The sequence below is a fragment of the Neobacillus mesonae genome (genome assembly GCF_001636315.1).
GTDB lineage: Bacteria > Bacillota > Bacilli > Bacillales > Cytobacillaceae > Neobacillus > Neobacillus mesonae.
The window spans coordinates 2833928-2852222 of sequence record NZ_KV440949.1 but is presented as its reverse complement, the minus strand read 5'-3'; the positions used below and the strand labels follow the sequence as shown (position 1 = coordinate 2852222).

Here is an 18295-nt window from a genome sequence, read left to right as displayed (position 1 = left end):
TTCGACTCCACTTCCATCATGGGATGATCACATATCCGGGAAGGGCTGTCAAAGTGAAAAGCCTTTGACAGCCCTTCCCGGATATGTAGAAGAAAAACCATGGAAGTTTCGTCAAAAAAAATGAAAGGGTATGGATAGAGAATATAAAGGAAATAAGTTGAAAACAATTGCCTTTGATTTTACACAAAAATCAGGACTTGACTTCCAAGACGGCTTATTGAAGACAGTTTCGATGATTTTTTATGCTGGTTTGTCTTCAAGACGGCTTATTGAAGACAGTTTCGATGATTTTTTATGCTGGTTTGTCTTCAAGACGGCTTATTGAAGACAGTTTCGATGATTTTTTATGCCGTTTTGTATCCAAGACGGCTTATTGAAGACAGTTTCGATGATTTTTTATGCCGTTTTGTATCCAAGACGGCTTATTGAAGACAGTTTCGATGATTTTTTATGCTGGTTTGTCTTCAAGACGGCTTATTGAAGACAGTTTCGATGATTTTTTATGCCGTTTTGTATCCAAGACGGCTTATTGAAGACAGTTTCGATGATTTTTTATGCTGTTTTGTCTCCAAAACTGCACATTAAAGACAATCTCGGCAACATTTTATACTGTTTTGCCTTCAAACCGACATTTAATACAATAAAAAAACACAAGGGATATTAATCTCTTGTGTTTTTATTATGAGCCATGAAGGACTCGAACCTTCGACCCTCTGATTAAAAGTCAGATGCTCTACCGACTGAGCTAATGGCTCACTTTAATGGCTGGGCTAGCAGGATTCGAACCTACGAATGACGGAGTCAAAGTCCGTTGCCTTACCGCTTGGCTATAGCCCAATAATATACTATCTTCATTATGTCCAAAAAAAAAGAAAATATGTATGGTGGAGGGGGACGGATTCGAACCGCCGAACCCTGAGGGAGCGGATTTACAGTCCGCCGCGTTTAGCCACTTCGCTACCCCTCCAACATATGGTGCCGGCTAGAGGACTTGAACCCCCAACCTACTGATTACAAGTCAGTTGCTCTACCAATTGAGCTAAACCGGCATAACAAAATTAAAAGATGGTGGAGGATGACGGGATCGAACCGCCGACCCTCTGCTTGTAAGGCAGATGCTCTCCCAGCTGAGCTAATCCTCCAAAATGGTGACCCCTACGGGATTCGAACCCGTGTTACCGCCGTGAAAGGGCGGTGTCTTAACCGCTTGACCAAGGGGCCAATATCAAATTTTTAGGTAAGCTTCCAAGCGGGCTCGAACCGCTGACCTCTTCCTTACCATGGAAGTGCTCTACCTGCTGAGCTATGGAAGCATAGCTTTCAATCTTGTAGGCAAAAAAATGGCTCCGCAGGTAGGATTCGAACCTACGACCGATCGGTTAACAGCCGATAGCTCTACCACTGAGCTACTGCGGAACAATGAAACGCCTGGCGACGTCCTACTCTCACAGGGGCGCTTGCCCCAACTACCATCGGCGCTGAGAAGCTTAACTTCCGTGTTCGGTATGGGAACGGGTGTGACCTTCTCGCCATCGCCACCAGACTTATTTAATTGACACTATTTTATTATAGTGTTTTTTAAAAAAATGTCAAGAGGATTTTTAAAAATTTCATTCCCTCAAAACTAGATAATACAGAAGAAGATTGGTAAGAATGAGTTCGCTAATCTTATTGACTTGGTTAAGTCCTCGATCGATTAGTATCAGTCAGCTCCACATGTCACCATGCTTCCACCTCTGACCTATCAACCTGATCATCTTTCAGGGATCTTACTAGCTTGACGCTATGGGAAATCTCATCTTGAGGGGGGCTTCATGCTTAGATGCTTTCAGCACTTATCCCGTCCGCACATAGCTACCCAGCGATGCCTTTGGCAAGACAACTGGTACACCAGCGGTGCGTCCATCCCGGTCCTCTCGTACTAAGGACAGCTCCTCTCAAATTTCCTGCGCCCACGACGGATAGGGACCGAACTGTCTCACGACGTTCTGAACCCAGCTCGCGTACCGCTTTAATGGGCGAACAGCCCAACCCTTGGGACCGACTACAGCCCCAGGATGCGATGAGCCGACATCGAGGTGCCAAACCTCCCCGTCGATGTGGACTCTTGGGGGAGATAAGCCTGTTATCCCCAGGGTAGCTTTTATCCGTTGAGCGATGGCCCTTCCATGCGGAACCACCGGATCACTAAGCCCGACTTTCGTCCCTGCTCGACTTGTAGGTCTCGCAGTCAAGCTCCCTTGTGCCTTTACACTCTGCGAATGATTTCCAACCATTCTGAGGGAACCTTTGGGCGCCTCCGTTACATTTTAGGAGGCGACCGCCCCAGTCAAACTGCCCACCTGACACTGTCTCCCACCCCGATCAGGGGTGAGGGTTAGAATTTCAATACAGCCAGGGTAGTATCCCACCGACGCCTCCACCGAAGCTGGCGCTCCGGCTTCTCAGGCTCCTACCTATCCTGTACAAGCTGTACCAAAATTCAATATCAGGCTACAGTAAAGCTCCATGGGGTCTTTCCGTCCTGTCGCGGGTAACCTGCATCTTCACAGGTACTATAATTTCACCGAGTCTCTCGTTGAGACAGTGCCCAGATCGTTACGCCTTTCGTGCGGGTCGGAACTTACCCGACAAGGAATTTCGCTACCTTAGGACCGTTATAGTTACGGCCGCCGTTTACTGGGGCTTCGATTCAGAGCTTCGCGTGAGCTAACCCCTCCTCTTAACCTTCCAGCACCGGGCAGGCGTCAGCCCCTATACTTCGCCTTGCGGCTTCGCAGAGACCTGTGTTTTTGCTAAACAGTCGCCTGGGCCTATTCACTGCGGCTCATCGAGGCTATGCACCTCAATAAGCACCCCTTCTCCCGAAGTTACGGGGTCATTTTGCCGAGTTCCTTAACGAGAGTTCTCTCGCTCACCTTAGGATTCTCTCCTCGCCTACCTGTGTCGGTTTGCGGTACGGGCACCTTTTATCTCGCTAGAGGCTTTTCTTGGCAGTGTGGAATCAGGAACTTCGGTACTATAATTCCCTCGCTATCACAGCTCAGCCTTTACGATGAACGGATTTTCCTATTCATCAGCCTAACTGCTTAGACGCGCATAACCAGCAGCGCGCTTACCCTATCCTCCTGCGTCCCCCCATCACTCAAACGATAAAGAGGTGGTACAGGAATATCAACCTGTTGTCCATCGCCTACGCCTTTCGGCCTCGGCTTAGGTCCCGACTAACCCTGAGCGGACGAGCCTTCCTCAGGAAACCTTAGGCATTCGGTGGATGAGATTCTCACTCATCTTTCGCTACTCATACCGGCATTCTCACTTCTAAGCGCTCCACCGGTCCTTACGGTCCAGCTTCAACGCCCTTAGAACGCTCTCCTACCACTGACATCGTAGATGTCAATCCACAGCTTCGGTGATACGTTTAGCCCCGGTACATTTTCGGCGCAGAGTCACTCGACCAGTGAGCTATTACGCACTCTTTAAATGGTGGCTGCTTCTAAGCCAACATCCTGGTTGTCTAAGCAACTCCACATCCTTTTCCACTTAACGTATACTTTGGGACCTTAGCTGGTGGTCTGGGCTGTTTCCCTTTTGACTACGGATCTTATCACTCGCAGTCTGACTCCCACGGATAAGTCTTTGGCATTCGGAGTTTGTCTGAATTCGGTAACCCGATGAGGGCCCCTAGTCCAAACAGTGCTCTACCTCCAAGACTCTAACAACGTGAGGCTAGCCCTAAAGCTATTTCGGAGAGAACCAGCTATCTCCAAGTTCGATTGGAATTTCTCCGCTACCCACACCTCATCCCCGCACTTTTCAACGTGCGTGGGTTCGGGCCTCCATCCAGTGTTACCTGGACTTCACCCTGGACATGGGTAGATCACCTGGTTTCGGGTCTACGACTACATACTATATTCGCCCTATTCAGACTCGCTTTCGCTGCGGCTCCGTCTCTTCAACTTAACCTTGCATGCAATCGTAACTCGCCGGTTCATTCTACAAAAGGCACGCCATTACCCATAAACGGGCTTTGACTACTTGTAGGCACACGGTTTCAGGATCTCTTTCACTCCCCTTCCGGGGTGCTTTTCACCTTTCCCTCACGGTACTGGTTCACTATCGGTCACTAGGGAGTATTTAGCCTTGGGAGATGGTCCTCCCTGCTTCCGACCGGATTTCACGTGTCCGGCCGTACTCAGGATCCACTCAGGAGGGAACGAAGTTTCGACTACAGGGCTTTTACCTTCTATTGCGGACCTTTCCAGGTCGCTTCATCTACCCCGTTCCTTTGTAACTCCATGTTGAGTGTCCTACAACCCCGAAAGGCAAGCCTTTCGGTTTGGGCTGTTCCCGTTTCGCTCGCCGCTACTTAGGGAATCGCGTTTGCTTTCTCTTCCTCCGGGTACTTAGATGTTTCAGTTCCCCGGGTCTGCCTTCAATACCCTATGTATTCAGGTAAAGATACTGCTCCATTACGAGCAGTGGGTTCCCCCATTCGGAAATCTCCGGATCAAAGCTTACTTACAGCTCCCCGAAGCATATCGGTGTTAGTCCCGTCCTTCATCGGCTCCTAGTGCCAAGGCATCCACCGTGCGCCCTTTCTAACTTAACCTAAAAGGTTTTACTCTAAATTTAGAGAGAAAAACTAAAATGGCGATACTCGGTTCTTACTTGGTTTCTTCTTCTATACGATTATCTAGTTTTCAAAGAACGAATAAAAAAGCTTTGAGAGAAAATTGCTCCCTCAAAACTAAACAAACAAGAAACAATCAAACAAACTTTTATTGTCTGGCTCATATGTCCAGCTTATATCCTTAGAAAGGAGGTGATCCAGCCGCACCTTCCGATACGGCTACCTTGTTACGACTTCACCCCAATCATCTGTCCCACCTTAGGCGGCTGGCTCCTTACGGTTACCCCACCGACTTCGGGTGTTACAAACTCTCGTGGTGTGACGGGCGGTGTGTACAAGGCCCGGGAACGTATTCACCGCGGCATGCTGATCCGCGATTACTAGCGATTCCGGCTTCATGCAGGCGAGTTGCAGCCTGCAATCCGAACTGAGAATGGTTTTATGGGATTGGCTAGACCTTGCGGTTTTGCAGCCCTTTGTACCATCCATTGTAGCACGTGTGTAGCCCAGGTCATAAGGGGCATGATGATTTGACGTCATCCCCACCTTCCTCCGGTTTGTCACCGGCAGTCACCTTAGAGTGCCCAACTGAATGCTGGCAACTAAGATCAAGGGTTGCGCTCGTTGCGGGACTTAACCCAACATCTCACGACACGAGCTGACGACAACCATGCACCACCTGTCACTCTGTCCCCCGAAGGGGAAAGTCCTATCTCTAGGAGTGTCAGAGGATGTCAAGACCTGGTAAGGTTCTTCGCGTTGCTTCGAATTAAACCACATGCTCCACCGCTTGTGCGGGCCCCCGTCAATTCCTTTGAGTTTCAGCCTTGCGGCCGTACTCCCCAGGCGGAGTGCTTAATGCGTTAGCTGCAGCACTAAAGGGCGGAAACCCTCTAACACTTAGCACTCATCGTTTACGGCGTGGACTACCAGGGTATCTAATCCTGTTTGCTCCCCACGCTTTCGCGCCTCAGCGTCAGTTACAGACCAGAAAGCCGCCTTCGCCACTGGTGTTCCTCCACATCTCTACGCATTTCACCGCTACACGTGGAATTCCGCTTTCCTCTTCTGCACTCAAGTCCCCCAGTTTCCAATGACCCTCCACGGTTGAGCCGTGGGCTTTCACATCAGACTTAAAGGACCGCCTGCGCGCGCTTTACGCCCAATAATTCCGGACAACGCTTGCCACCTACGTATTACCGCGGCTGCTGGCACGTAGTTAGCCGTGGCTTTCTGGTTAGGTACCGTCAAGGTACCGGCAGTTACTCCGATACTTGTTCTTCCCTAACAACAGAGCTTTACGACCCGAAGGCCTTCATCGCTCACGCGGCGTTGCTCCATCAGACTTTCGTCCATTGTGGAAGATTCCCTACTGCTGCCTCCCGTAGGAGTCTGGGCCGTGTCTCAGTCCCAGTGTGGCCGATCACCCTCTCAGGTCGGCTACGCATCGTTGCCTTGGTGAGCCGTTACCTCACCAACTAGCTAATGCGCCGCGGGCCCATCTGTAAGTGTCAGCCGAAACCGACTTTCAGCTTATCAACATGTGTTGATAAGCATTATCCGGTATTAGCTCCGGTTTCCCGAAGTTATCCCAGTCTTACAGGCAGGTTGCCCACGTGTTACTCACCCGTCCGCCGCTAACTTTTGGGAGCAAGCTCCCGCAAGTTCGCTCGACTTGCATGTATTAGGCACGCCGCCAGCGTTCGTCCTGAGCCAGGATCAAACTCTCCAAGAAAGTTGATTAGCTCATAAATTTTACGTTGGCTTCATCTCATAAAGAGATGAATAATTATTGTTTGTTGACGTTTTTTGTTTGTTTAGTTTTCAAAGAACAATGAATTTCTCAGTCGCTATAAAAAAGCTGTTTGCTTAAAGCGACTTTCTTAATATATCATCCGCAACCGATACTGTCAACAACTTTTTTTAAGTTGTTTTATCAGTCAGCAGCGACGTTTATTAATATAACAAGGTGAAATATAAAAGTCAACCATATTTCATAAAAAAGTTTAATAATTGATATTAACCCTTTAAACGGTTCTTTCTGCCATTCCTAATATACTTAATACATTCATTCGGGGATGCAACCCTTCTAAACAGGGCAAATAGCACTTTATATCTTTCTTCCATGGCCCTTTTCACAATGTGATCGATCCGGTCATCTCCTAAATCGAATAGGATTTCATCCATTTCCCTTTTAAGCAGATATTCCATTTCTTTTATTTCTTTTTCGTTGATGAGAAGTCCAAACATTGAATAACCTCCATGAAATTTCTGTTATAGTAGTGTTTTCCATTTTTTGAAAAAATATAATCAAGTTTTTTCAACATATTTTGAAAAAGACAGGCATAGGTTTGAGACAAGGATATTTTTGGACGAGGCGGGGGGTCACGAATGAATTTTTTTGTGGTTTTAAACGGAAAGGCTTTAAAGAATGTTGTCCTTATTTTAATTGCTGCTTTTTTTACCGCGTGGTTCCTGTATATTGAGAACCTAACCCAAATTCCTGTCTTTTCAACAAAAGACGGTCCTAAAGCAGTTTTTCACGGTGAAAAAGGTATTGCTCTAACCTTTAATATTGGCTGGGGCGACGAAAAAGCGGAGCCTATTTTGGATACATTGAAGAAGGAAAACGTGAAGGCTGCTACTTTTTTCTTAGCGGGATCCTGGGCGGAGAGACACCCTGATATTGTGGCCAGAATTGTGAAGGAAGGATATGAAATCGGCCTTCTTGGCTACAATTATGAGGACTATACAGATCTCGAGGATGTAAAAATTGGCCAGGATATCTCGAAAGCCCAGGAAGCGTTTCGAAAATTGAACGTCAAGGATATAAAAGTTTTAAGAGCACCGACGGGACACTTTGATGAGCGCTCATTAAAAATTGCCAAGCGATATGGTTATACGGTTGTTCATTGGAGTGTGGACTCAAAAGATTGGCAAAATCCTGGCGTAACGAAGATTGTCGATAACGTAAAAAAGGCCAAAAATGGATCAATCGTACTCCTTCACGCCTCAGATGGGGCCAAGCAAACCGAAAAGGCATTACCAATCATTTTACAAGGTATACACAAAAAAGGGCTGAAGCTCGTCACCGTCTCAGAAATGATTTCAAATGGCGATGCCCGTTCGAAAGAAATCAAATAACAAAAAGGAGCATGCGCTGGGCAAAATGCCAGCCGTATGCTCCCTTTTTTGAATTAAACCGTTGATTTTTTCACTTTCTTTTTCTGATGTTCTGGTGCCTTATTGGCATTTTGAATTTTCTTTTGCTGCCTTTCCTGCGCGGACTTGGCATTTAATTTATGCAGAACTAATATTTGATAGGCATTGCAAGCCAGCAATGCAATAACCATCGTATAGAGCCAGCTGCTTGAGTTAATCCTTAGAACAGGTACCCACTCGACAAGCGTCGCCACAATCATAAAAAATAGCGCTGGAATAAAGGCATCACGATTTGTCTCCTTGCTCTTTAACCAAGCCACCACAAGCGATACAACAGCTAAAAGAAGCGCCGGTACAAGGAATGGAAGCAATGGGTCACCCGATTTCGCAAAGTTGCTGTAACGCAAATAAACCAAATCAAATAATCCAAATAGAATCAGTACCACTTGCACCGCATTCCAAAGAGAAACTGATTTAAAGATCCCCAGCCCAAAACGGTGAATCGTTAAATATGCAAAAAATCCCATTTGACTGATTACACTAAAGAGAAACCCCATGACAATTAACCAAACAATTGCCGAGATGATATCGATAATTTTAAAGTCAGCAAAAAATGGCTGTAATTCATGCCAGCGTACAAACAATCCGACAATTGCCGTCGTGATCCCGCCAACTAATAATGTATTCCAAAACAGTTTTACCAAATTTCGGCTTGTCACACCCTAAACCTCCAAAATAAAATAAATCCTCCCCTGATTGTACCAAGCGAAATAGGAAAAATCCATTATTTGCGTTACACACGAATAATCTTTCCGGAATTTCTTCATTATAAAATAAAGGAATCTTTCTGTGAAAGGAGCTTAACAATGAAGGCAAAAAGTATTCTGCTCCTCCTACCCATCATGATGATATTAACGAGCTGTTCTTCCAGCGATACTAGCGGCGGAGGTCAAATTGATTATGACCAAACCAAAAAAATGGTGGTCGATATTTTAAAAACAGATGAAGGCAAAAAAGCAATAAAAGATCTGATGGACGACGATTCCATGAAGCAGCAGCTTGTAATGGATCAAAAGATCATCACTGATACGATTCAACAAACATTAACTTCTGACAAAGCAGCGCAATTTTGGCAGAAAACCTATAGTGACCCAAAGTTTGCACAGGGTATTGCCAAACATTTAAAAGCTGAAAATGAAAAACTTCTGAAGGATTTAATGAATGATCCTGACTATCGAAACATGATGATTCAGGTCTTTAAAGAACCTGAGGTCCAAAAGGAAATGGCAGATTCGATGAAAAGCAAAGAGTATCGTCAGAATCTGCAAAAAGTCATAACAGAAACAATGGACAGCCCTTTGTTTAAAGTAAAAATGCAGGAATTTCTAATTAAAGCTGCCGAGGATGCCAAAGCAAAAGCAGAGGCTAAAAGTGACAAGGGCGGCGGCAGCAGCCAGGATTCCGGTGAAAAAAGCGGCGGTTAAGCAGCTTAAAACCGCAATAAAAGCCTCTTCCATTAGCAGGAAGAGGCTTTAGCTATTATTTATTTAAACAATCGACTACTTTTTCTGCAATTTCGTTATAAATTTTTCCAAGGCGATGGTCTTTCTGATAGATCGACGGTGCGAAGTCTTCTTCATTCCAGTCAGGCTGATCGAGCGGCAAACGCCCCAGGACTTCCGTATTTAATTCCTCCGCCAGCTTTTCACCGCCGCCACGGCCGAATACATATTCTTTTTCGCCGGTTAGCTTACTTTCGAAATACGCCATATTCTCAATAACACCCAGGATCTCATGCTCAGTTCGAAGTGCCATCGCTCCGGCACGTGCCGCGACAAATGCCGCAGTTGGGTGCGGTGTGGTTACGATAATTTCCTTACAATGCGGCAGCATAGTATGAACGTCCAAAGCAACGTCTCCAGTTCCCGGCGGTAAATCTAGCAGTAAGTAATCAATATCGCCCCATTCTACTTCATTAAAGAAGCTGTTTAACATCTTTCCTAACATTGGACCACGCCAAATAATCGGTGCATTATCTTCCACAAAGAAGCCCATGGAAATCACTTGAACCCCGAATCGTTCCACCGGAATAATTTTTTCCCCGCGGACCACCGGGCGTTTTGTAATTCCCATCATATCAGGAACACTGAACCCGTAAATATCGGCATCGATTAAGCCGACCTTTTTCCCAAGCCGGGCAAGGGCCACCGCTAAGTTTACGGATACGGTTGATTTACCAACCCCGCCTTTACCGCTGGCGATAGCGACAAATTTTGTCGTTTGGGAGTTAAGGAGATTCTTTTCCTGTTCAGGTTCAGCATGGCGATGGGCAGCTAGCACTTCTTCCGGCAGCTGGGTGAAACGGATCCCAACAGTAGCCGCTCCTGCTCCTTTCAGCGCGTTAACGATTTGTGTTTGCAGCTCAAGCTGTTCACTTGAACCGGTTCTTGCAACCTGCACCTTGACACTAACATGATTCTTCTCTTCTTTAACTTTCACTTCTTCAATAGCATTTAATTCTGCCAATGTTTTATGTAAAAATGGTTCTTTAAGGCTGCCAACAACCTCTCGGACTCTTGCTTCTGATAACATGAACGATACACCTCACAAATGAATTCATTTCCTTCTCTAAGTATACCATAACCGGATCCAGAAACAGTTATCTGAATCACAGCTAAGTCCTATCATTACCTTGAAAACCTTTCGAGCAAAAAAATAAGGAAGGTATTTCTCCCCTTCCCGCTTAATCTGTTTCTTTCAATTCCTTTTCATTCGTAAAATAACGCAGAATTCCCCTATATATGGATTCTGCCACCTTTATTTGATAGGATTCGTTTTTTAGATTTTCTCTTTCACCCGGATTGGATAGAAAACCCACCTCAACCAATACCCCTGGTTTTTCTGCATGCTTTAAAATATAAACCTGGCTGATTGGCTTGGCTTTACGGTTGGTATTTTCCAAGTTTTTGCGAAGTTCCTCTTGAATGAATTTAGCAGCTCGGGCATTTTCCTCATGGTGAGGGGCATAAAAGGTCTGGGCACCGCTCCACCTTACAGACGGAATCGCATTTAAGTGAATACTGGCAAAGAAATCATTGTCAAAGTTATTGATCATTTCCAGTCTTTTTTTCAAATCCTCTACTTTTCTCCTGCTGTAGCCCCTTGTGCCGGGGTCCGCCAAATCTTTGTCAGTTTCCCGCGTCATCACGACAAGCGCCCCTTGCTGCTGCAGATAATCGCGGACTTTTAAAGTAATCTCTAAGGCAATGTCCTTTTCTAGTGTATCTCCAGATTCGGCTCCGCCGTCCGGTCCGCCGTGTCCGGGGTCAAGCAAAATAATTTTTCCTGACAAAGGAAGATTCCACGTTTTCCATGAATCATCATTGGAAAAATCATGCTGTAAAATTAAAAATAAGATAATTAATCCAATAGAAAAACTTATCACTTTCCATCTGCGATTTAACAACCGAATCATTCCTTCCCGCTCTTACTAAACAGTAAAATATATGGGACAAGTGTGAAATTTAGAACAGGAAGAAATGAATTGTTATTCTGTTGTTTCAGTGAAGCCGCAGCTTGTGGCGCATCTGCCCTTTTTCATAGCCCTCGCGCCACCAGACATGAACGTATTGCTCACACTGATAATAAAGTGCCTCGCTCATTGCGCCTTCCTGGCCGGTACCCCAATATAAAAGAAAATTGTATAGCGTATCAATTAAATGTTTTTCCTCTTGAAAGCAGCGCATGCGCACTTTTTCCATATCCTCGCCGTAATACCCAAACTTGCTGAACTTTGCCCCCAATAAATAAGCTTCAAGGGCAACATCGTAGCAAGCCTCTTCCACACCTGCATGCATGATCACGTTTGAGGTAATTCTTGTAGAGCCAAAATATTGTTGAACCCGCTCCTTTAAAGCTTGAACCGATAACTCCCGCAATACAGAACGTTCATATTTAATTTGCTTTTCGCGTCGCTTTTCTTTAAAGGTTGTAATAACTGTCACTCTTTTTCACCTCTTAGCACTAGTCTTTAACCCGGATTCATAAGAAATGCAAAGAGTAAGCGGATTTCCAATTGCCAAATTTTATCGTACTAAAAAAGCCCCTTAACCCTATGGGTAAGGAGCCTATAATAAAATCTATAGAAATAGTACCATTGATAAAATGAACATAAATACCACACCTGCAATCATCGGTATAGACGTTCTTTTCACAATCTCAATCGGTTCAACCTTCACTGTACCCGCAACAATTAACACAACTGCTGCTACCGGTGAGACTGCCCTAAATAGGTTTCCTGCTAATCCCATAGGAACAGAAATCGCAATCGGGTTAATACCAGCTGCATCCGCTAACGGAACAACTAGAGGAACCATTGCAAAGAATAATGCTAAACCGCTTCCGCTTAACAACGTAATAAGTCCGGTTACTGCTACCATGATCAGAGGTAAAACGAAATCTAAACCTTTGCCTTGGGAGTTTTGCATGGACTGTTGAAGTGCATCAATTAACCCGATTGATTTTAAACCGGTGACAAAGACTGACGCAGCTACTAGCAGGGCAACGATTGACATAGCACCGCCCATACCTTTGAAAAAGACCTCGGTATCAGCTAAAACCTTCTTATTTCCTTTGTTTCTGATTAATTCACAGATAATTGCAAGGATAAACGATACAATTGTTGCAACCTCAACACTTATATTGATCACTGTACCCGTGGCCATTTGCATTCCATAAGCCGCTAAGAGCAGAACAATTGGGAAAATCGGCAGTAATGCATACACTGTTCTATATAATCTGCCGCCGTTAATTTCGACAGCCTGTTCAACCTTAATGTTAGCTTCTGTTTGGCCCCCTGATTTTGCAGCAGCCTTTTTGTCCATTCTTCTTTGCCAGAAGAAGTGAACAATAGCAATAAAGATTAATGTAGGAATTCACACAAGCGCATGGTATTTAAAGACATAATCTGTTACAGATAAGTTTGCAAATAGTTGATGCTTGGCCAACTCCTGAGCAATCGCAACGTTATCGCTTCCTAATGGAGTTGGAATAATTGTGGCAGAGGTTGCAATAATGGCGGCGGCCGTTAAAGAAGACATCCCTGCCCGCTTTAAGACTGGAAATAATGTTGCTAATAAAATAATTGCTAAATTTGAAGCACTAGGAATAACAAGGGATAGTAAATTTCCAAGTAAAAATACGACTGGAACTAATACATACACAGATTTAAACTTTGAAATTGGTTTGGTTAATACATTAACCGTGACATCATTTGCTCCAATGGCTGACATATAGGCTGTATAACCACCTAAGATCAGGATGACAAAACCGGCAGCACTAAAGGTTTCCTTAAATTGCTGGACAATCACTTGAAGCGGGTCTAGAAGAAAAGAACCGGTTGAGACAAAATCCTTAACAGCTATTTCTTTTCCCATTCCAAGGCTCAGCAAAATAAGGAGGATTCCCATTAAGAAAAGGGAAATTTTAATATCCATTTTTTTAATTAACATATAGACGACTACTGCCACAGCAATCGCGGCCGCTGCATACATTACAAGGTTGGTTGCCATAAGTGTTTTCCCCTTTTAATATTTATGTTATTTTCTCTTGGATTTTTTATAAAATATTGCGGGGCTTATGTTCCTCTGCCCCGCAAGCTTCCAGAAGACTATGGGCCATCTATATACAAACTGATAAACTCTCCATAAAGGGGCAGAGTCAGGAAAATGCGCATTTACAACGGTAAGCATTTCTTACAATAAAAACTGAACCATTTAGGGTTCTATTTTAGAATCAGCCTTTCAAGACAAATCGTACCCACAGAGGCTCCAAGTCAAGTCCTTAAACGCCTTTCTACGGTTACATATAAACAATGATAAAGGGGTAGTACCAGCGAAGCTGTCACTACCCGGAATGGAGAATTCGTCAAAGAAGCGCGGATTATTTAAGAGCTTATTATATTGGCGGAGAAAAAGGGTTATTAAAGGTCATGGATTTAGATGTAAATCCACGATACGGATCCAGGATTAAGGAACAATTTGAAGAAATCCTCGATACCCTTCAAGAAGATTGCATTATAAAAGAATGGCGGTATAAAGATCCTTTCATTGAAACAAAAATTGAGCAAAAACGAAATTGGTTTGTAAACGTCTGGTTGAAGGAAAGTGTCCAGATTATTCCTTCAGCAGAGATTACAACTTTTAAAGATGAAAAGGATGTAATACTGGTTGAAGAGAAAGCATATAACACTATGGATTTATCACAAATGTTGAAAGGCTTAGCCAAAGAAAAAGTTGCGGTAACCATAGAAACAGTTAAGGAAAAGGAAGTCAGCCCGGAGAGTATCAGCAAGGAAAGGAAGCAAAGAAATTTAAGTATATTAGACGCTTCCAAGGAGATGGGGGTTTCAAGCAGCACCTTATCACGATATGAAAGAACTTAATTAAACGCCCTTATGCTGATAGTATAGAAAAAATGAAGAACTGGTTAAATGAGAGGTAGACGTTCCGAATAGCTCGCAACTGCTTCGGAACCCCTGAATTAAGGTTAAAGACAAGGAGATGAACATCGTGCAAACCCCGCACCATGTTCATTTTTTATCTAATGAGGCCGGCGTTTTTGACTAGGGACCGCCGCAAGTCATTCGGATGCGGCGGGCATTGCAGGGAAAGCACCTGCAATAACCGCCGCACCGTGACCTTGCTCCCACTGGCAGTCGCAAGATCACTTCCGAATCACTTGCAGCTCTGCAGAGAAAAGCAAATAACTGCACATACAAGCGAAGAATTCAAGATTATTCGATGGTGCAAAACCTCGACAGCCCATTCGAAGAAGGGGGCTGTCAATCATTCGCCTGCTGCGTTCATTACGAGGAAAAACCTCTCGTAATCAACACAGCACCAGGACCTTCCTCTCTATGGTCGGAAGATCCTTTTCGAATCATTGCCAGCCCCTTTTGAAAGCTAATTCGAGAAAGAAAGGAAAGAACTTGCGCGGGCGCAAGTTCTTTTTATCAAAAGGGTATAGATAGAGTGCGTCTTTGAATATCGCCCCCCTTGACTAGGGGCCCCTGCACCCGTGGTGGTATTTGCCAAAAAGCTCCGTCCCTTTAGGGCGCTACGCTTAGGGGCAAATTTCGCTTTCGCGATACCACGGGCGCCACCCCAAGTAAAGGGACCGCTTCGCTGGGCTAAGTTTTACTAATAAAAGGTAAAATTTGAGTTATCTTTTAATGTCTGTTTTTAATTTTGATTCAATGTTCTTCTAATCAGGTATAGGAGTTAATCTTGGTCTTTGAAAATCACATTATTATAAATAATTCCATATTTTCTTAGCTTTTTATAAAGAGTTGCACGAGTAATCCCTAATTTCTTTGCAGTCATACTTTTATTTCCATACGAATTTTGAAGTGTGTCAATAATACGCATTTTTTCTAACTGATCTTTTTCATCAGTAAGTGAGAATTCCTTAATCTTAATGGAGGGTGAGGAATCCTTTTTAAGATTAGGTATAACGCGATAGATATCATTCTCTGTAATTAGATTCTGATCTTCAAGAACTACAAGTCTTTCAATGATATTTCGTAATTCTCGGATATTTCCTTGCCATTGGTAATGTTTTAATTTATTTGTAGCCTCATTATGAATGGTGAGATTGGGCTTATTATATTTGTAGGAAAATTCCCTCAAAAAATCATGGATCAGGTATGGAATATCATCTTTACGTTCTCTAAGTGGTGGAATATGAACCGAAAATACGTTTAATCGGTAATATAAATCTGCTCGAAAGGTTCCTTCTGAAACCATTTTTTCTAAATTGCGGTTTGTTGCAGCGATAACCCTCACACTCACCTTTTTAGGTGTTACTCCTCCTATTCGGAAAATTTCCTGATCTTGAAGGGACCTTAAAAGCTTCACTTGCATTTCTAGTGGGAGTTCACCTACCTCATCTAAAAATAAGGTACCCCCATTGGCTAGTTCCATTTTCCCAGGCTTCCCCCCTTTGATTGCGCCTGTATAGGCTCCTTCTTCATAACCAAATAATTCACTTTCAAACAATGCATCTGGAATAGCACCGCAATTAATAGCAATCAACGGCTTATCATTTCGTAGGCTTTTTTCATGAATGGCTTGTGCAAACAATTCTTTGCCAACTCCGCTTTCCCCGCTAATAAGAATAGCAGCATCCGTTTGTGCTATTTTCCTGGTATCATCTATTAACAGTTGCATGGATTGATTTCTACCTTTTATTTTGCTAAAAGGGTCATCATAGTTATTTTGATTAAAGTACATTTTTAATTCTTGCAGTTCATTGGACTGTGATGATAATTTTTCATTTAACTTGATGGTTGAGGTAATATCTTTTTCGATGGACAAGCTGCCAATTAATCCATTTTTATGATTATAAATAGGGGTGGTGCTTATTAATACGTGTTTGTCTGGACGAGGGATATGATACATATCCCGAACGGGTTGCTGATTTTCTAGTACTCTTAAATGCATAATATCTTCATGTTGGAAGAATTCTCGAATATTCTTATCGATAATATCCTCTTTTTTTATATTATAAGTTCTTTCCGCAGCCTCGTTCCAATATAGGATTTGCCCTTGTGTATTAATAACTGATATTGCTTCTTCTAGAGAGGTTAATAATGTCTGTAATGTTTCAGCAGCAAAGGGATTTTCCGATTTCATTAAAACACCTCATCATTTCACAAAATGTGTTTAGATAATATACACTATATACAAGTTTTGTATATAAAGGATACAGTTTTCTGGGATATATGTAAATGAATTTTACTGAAAATTTGTATTCTTCAGCGTTATTAAAATTGGCATGTTTATTGCAATAGTTTTTATTGAATAAAGCATTTTTTTATTAAAAGGAGTCGATATGAATTGATTACTAAAAATAGGATCCCAGAATACAAACATGAACCTTTTACTGATTTTTCATTAGAAGAAAACAAATTACAGTTTCAAAACGCATTAAATTCTGTTGAAGCACAGTTGGGTCAAAATTACCCACTTTTAATTGGCGGAGAACGCCTAATTACAAAGGAAAAAGTGGTATCTATAAACCCGGCAAATAAAGGGGAAGTCATAGGAAATGTCTCTTTAGCTAATAAAGAGTTGGCTGAAAAGGCTATGATATACGCCTTGAATACTTTTGAAATATGGAAACATGAAGACCCCGAAGAGCGTGCTTATATCCTTATTCGTGCTGCAGCTATTTTGCGTCAACGTAAACATGAGTTTTCAAGCTATCTTGTGAAAGAAGCTGGTAAGCCTTGGCCTGAAGCCGATGCAGATACAGCGGAGGCCATTGATTTCCTTGAATTCTATGCACGGCAAATGTTGGATTTAAAAGATGGCGTACCTGTTCTTAGCCGGGAAGGAGAAAAGAATAAATTTCACTATATCCCTTTGGGAGTAGGTATTATCATTTCCCCTTTTAATTTTCCATTGGCCATTATGGCAGGTACAACAGCAGCGGCTGTAGTAGCAGGAAACACAGTTCTGTTAAAACCATCTAATAATACCCCTGTGGTGGCTGCGAAATTTGTGGAAGTCATGGAGGAGGCTGGGCTACCTGATGGTGTCATTAATTTTGTTCCAGGGAGCAGCTCGGAAATTGGCGATTATCTTGTCGATCATCCAAAGACTAGATTTGTTTCCTTTACCGGCTCTCGCGAGGTTGGTTGCCGTATTTATGAGCGTGCTGCAAAGGTTCAACCAGGCCAAAAATGGTTAAAACGTGTGATTGCCGAAATGGGTGGGAAAGATATAATCATCGTTGACCAGGATGCGGATGTCGAATTAGCTGCATCTTCAATTGTTAAATCGGCCTTTGGGTTTTCCGGTCAAAAGTGTTCCGCATGCTCAAGGGCAGTCGTTCACGAGGATGTATACGATAAAGTGGTTGAAAAGGTTGTGGCATTAACAAACTCTTTGACTGTTGGAAATCCTGCTGAAGGAAACACATATATGGGACCGGTGATTGATGAAAAATCTTTTGAAAAGATTATGAAGTACATCGAGATTGGAAAGAAGGAAGGAGCCCTTGTCACAGGGGGACAGGGAGATGAATCCAAAGGATATTATATCCAGCCGACCGTTTTTGCGGATGTCGATGAAAATGCACGTTTGATGAAGGAAGAAATCTTTGGCCCCGTTCTAGCAATCTGTAAAGCGAAAGACTTTGAACATATGTTGGAGATTGCTAATAACACAGATTATGGACTTACAGGTGCGTTAATTTCGAATAACCGTAAACATATTGAGCGTGCCGAGAAAGAATTTCATGTAGGGAACCTTTACTTTAATCGCGGGTGCACGGGTGCTGTCGTTGGTTACCATCCTTTTGGCGGATTCAATATGTCTGGAACGGATTCAAAAGCTGGCGGCCCAGACTATCTAATTTTGCATATGCAGGCTAAGACGATAAGTGAACAAATAAGTAAATAAATTAAATAATTGATGTATCTAGTTAGCCATCTAA

The 18295-nt window shown here is 43.3% G+C and carries 12 protein-coding genes, 8 tRNA genes, 3 rRNA genes and 1 pseudogene; 6 read left to right on the top strand and 18 right to left on the bottom strand.

Annotated features, from left to right (window positions below):
* Nucleotides 1–130 precede the first annotated feature (130 nt).
* The gene (locus tag A6749_RS13535) at nucleotides 131–325 is read left to right on the top strand and encodes a hypothetical protein (protein ID WP_066390264.1); all 195 of its coding nucleotides are present in this window, start codon (nucleotides 131–133) and stop codon (nucleotides 323–325) included.
* 357 nt (nucleotides 326–682) lie between these two features.
* Here the strand turns inward: A6749_RS13535 and A6749_RS13530 are convergent.
* The 12 genes from A6749_RS13530 to A6749_RS13475 all read right to left on the bottom strand — a co-directional run bounded on the left by A6749_RS13530 (nucleotide 683) and on the right by A6749_RS13475 (nucleotide 6883).
* Nucleotides 683–755 (bottom strand) — tRNA-Lys (locus tag A6749_RS13530).
* 7 nt (nucleotides 756–762) lie between these two features.
* Nucleotides 763–837: transfer RNA gene (locus A6749_RS13525), tRNA-Gln, on the bottom strand.
* Nucleotides 838–882: 45 nt separating this feature from the next.
* Nucleotides 883–967 (bottom strand) — tRNA-Tyr (locus A6749_RS13520).
* Nucleotides 968–973: 6 nt separating this feature from the next.
* Nucleotides 974–1049 (bottom strand) — tRNA-Thr (locus A6749_RS13515).
* A gap of 17 nt (nucleotides 1050–1066) precedes the next feature.
* Nucleotides 1067–1142 (bottom strand) — tRNA-Val (locus A6749_RS13510).
* Between the two features lie 4 nt (nucleotides 1143–1146).
* Nucleotides 1147–1221: transfer RNA gene (locus tag A6749_RS13505), tRNA-Glu, on the bottom strand.
* A gap of 19 nt (nucleotides 1222–1240) precedes the next feature.
* Nucleotides 1241–1313, bottom strand: a tRNA-Thr gene (locus tag A6749_RS13500).
* A gap of 28 nt (nucleotides 1314–1341) precedes the next feature.
* A tRNA-Asn gene (locus A6749_RS13495) sits at nucleotides 1342–1416 on the bottom strand.
* Nucleotides 1417–1426: 10 nt separating this feature from the next.
* Nucleotides 1427–1543: ribosomal RNA gene (rrf, locus tag A6749_RS13490) — 5S ribosomal RNA — on the bottom strand.
* A 133-nt stretch (nucleotides 1544–1676) separates the two neighbouring features.
* A 23S ribosomal RNA gene (locus A6749_RS13485) occupies nucleotides 1677–4612 on the bottom strand.
* A 206-nt stretch (nucleotides 4613–4818) separates the two neighbouring features.
* Nucleotides 4819–6368: ribosomal RNA gene (locus tag A6749_RS13480) — 16S ribosomal RNA — on the bottom strand.
* Together the 16S, 23S and 5S rRNA genes with 8 tRNA genes alongside form the textbook arrangement of a ribosomal RNA operon.
* A gap of 284 nt (nucleotides 6369–6652) precedes the next feature.
* Entirely contained in the window at nucleotides 6653–6883 is a 231-nt protein-coding gene (locus tag A6749_RS13475) for a hypothetical protein (RefSeq protein ID WP_066390262.1), read from the bottom strand.
* 141 nt (nucleotides 6884–7024) lie between these two features.
* Between A6749_RS13475 and pdaB the strand changes: the two genes are divergently transcribed.
* On the top strand, nucleotides 7025–7777 hold the full coding sequence (gene pdaB / locus A6749_RS13470) for a polysaccharide deacetylase family sporulation protein PdaB (RefSeq protein ID WP_066390260.1): 753 nt from the start codon (nucleotides 7025–7027) through the stop codon (nucleotides 7775–7777).
* Nucleotides 7778–7830: 53 nt separating this feature from the next.
* On the opposite strand, the gene A6749_RS13465 is transcribed toward pdaB, so the two are convergent.
* On the bottom strand, nucleotides 7831–8514 hold the full coding sequence (locus A6749_RS13465; protein WP_066390258.1) for a KinB-signaling pathway activation protein: 684 nt from the start codon (nucleotides 8512–8514) through the stop codon (nucleotides 7831–7833).
* Between the two features lie 147 nt (nucleotides 8515–8661).
* Between A6749_RS13465 and gerD the strand changes: the two genes are divergently transcribed.
* Entirely contained in the window at nucleotides 8662–9279 is a 618-nt protein-coding gene (gene gerD, locus A6749_RS13460; RefSeq protein ID WP_066390254.1) for a spore germination lipoprotein GerD, read from the top strand.
* A 55-nt stretch (nucleotides 9280–9334) separates the two neighbouring features.
* On the opposite strand, the gene A6749_RS13455 is transcribed toward gerD, so the two are convergent.
* The 4 genes and pseudogenes from A6749_RS13455 to dcuC all read right to left on the bottom strand — a co-directional run bounded on the left by A6749_RS13455 (nucleotide 9335) and on the right by dcuC (nucleotide 13347).
* Nucleotides 9335–10387 carry an Mrp/NBP35 family ATP-binding protein gene (locus A6749_RS13455; protein WP_066390253.1) on the bottom strand — a complete coding sequence of 351 codons (1053 nt, stop codon included), beginning with the start codon at nucleotides 10385–10387 and terminating at the stop codon, nucleotides 9335–9337.
* Nucleotides 10388–10538: 151 nt separating this feature from the next.
* Nucleotides 10539–11270, bottom strand: a complete 732-nt coding sequence (gene cwlD, locus A6749_RS13450; protein WP_066390249.1) for an N-acetylmuramoyl-L-alanine amidase CwlD — start codon at nucleotides 11268–11270, stop codon at nucleotides 10539–10541.
* A gap of 85 nt (nucleotides 11271–11355) precedes the next feature.
* A complete protein-coding gene (locus A6749_RS13445; RefSeq protein WP_066390248.1) occupies nucleotides 11356–11799 on the bottom strand; it encodes a YbaK family protein in 444 nt (147 codons plus the stop codon).
* A gap of 135 nt (nucleotides 11800–11934) precedes the next feature.
* Nucleotides 11935–13347, bottom strand: a pseudogene (dcuC, locus tag A6749_RS13440) (C4-dicarboxylate transporter DcuC).
* Nucleotides 13348–13784: 437 nt separating this feature from the next.
* Here dcuC and A6749_RS13435 point away from each other — a divergent pair.
* A complete protein-coding gene (locus tag A6749_RS13435; RefSeq protein ID WP_066390247.1) occupies nucleotides 13785–14237 on the top strand; it encodes a helix-turn-helix domain-containing protein in 453 nt (150 codons plus the stop codon).
* 176 nt (nucleotides 14238–14413) lie between these two features.
* Complete coding sequence (locus A6749_RS28125) at nucleotides 14414–14683, top strand: hypothetical protein (protein WP_127484460.1); 270 nt, start codon at nucleotides 14414–14416, stop codon at nucleotides 14681–14683.
* A 392-nt stretch (nucleotides 14684–15075) separates the two neighbouring features.
* Here A6749_RS28125 and A6749_RS13430 read toward each other — a convergent pair whose 3' ends face one another.
* Complete coding sequence (locus A6749_RS13430; RefSeq protein WP_066390246.1) at nucleotides 15076–16488, bottom strand: sigma-54 interaction domain-containing protein; 1413 nt, start codon at nucleotides 16486–16488, stop codon at nucleotides 15076–15078.
* Nucleotides 16489–16710: 222 nt separating this feature from the next.
* Here A6749_RS13430 and pruA point away from each other — a divergent pair, with 222 nt between their 5' ends.
* The gene (gene pruA / locus A6749_RS13425) at nucleotides 16711–18261 is read left to right on the top strand and encodes an L-glutamate gamma-semialdehyde dehydrogenase (RefSeq protein WP_236719793.1); all 1551 of its coding nucleotides are present in this window, start codon (nucleotides 16711–16713) and stop codon (nucleotides 18259–18261) included.
* Nucleotides 18262–18295: the final 34 nt, after the last annotated feature.

What these genes read in the sequence shown, in the direction of transcription:
- A6749_RS13535 (WP_066390264.1), top strand. Translation starts at nt 131, where the DNA reads ATGGATAGAGAATATAAAGGAAATAAGTTGAAAACAATTGCCTTTGAT.
- A6749_RS13475 (WP_066390262.1), bottom strand. Translation starts at nt 6,883, where the DNA reads ATGTTTGGACTTCTCATCAACGAAAAAGAAATAAAAGAAATGGAATAT.
- pdaB (WP_066390260.1), top strand. Translation starts at nt 7,025, where the DNA reads ATGAATTTTTTTGTGGTTTTAAACGGAAAGGCTTTAAAGAATGTTGTC.
- gerD (WP_066390254.1), top strand. Translation starts at nt 8,662, where the DNA reads ATGAAGGCAAAAAGTATTCTGCTCCTCCTACCCATCATGATGATATTA.
- A6749_RS13455 (WP_066390253.1), bottom strand. Translation starts at nt 10,387, where the DNA reads ATGTTATCAGAAGCAAGAGTCCGAGAGGTTGTTGGCAGCCTTAAAGAA.
- cwlD (WP_066390249.1), bottom strand. Translation starts at nt 11,270, where the DNA reads ATGATTCGGTTGTTAAATCGCAGATGGAAAGTGATAAGTTTTTCTATT.
- A6749_RS13435 (WP_066390247.1), top strand. Translation starts at nt 13,785, where the DNA reads ATGGATTTAGATGTAAATCCACGATACGGATCCAGGATTAAGGAACAA.
- A6749_RS13430 (WP_066390246.1), bottom strand. Translation starts at nt 16,488, where the DNA reads ATGAAATCGGAAAATCCCTTTGCTGCTGAAACATTACAGACATTATTA.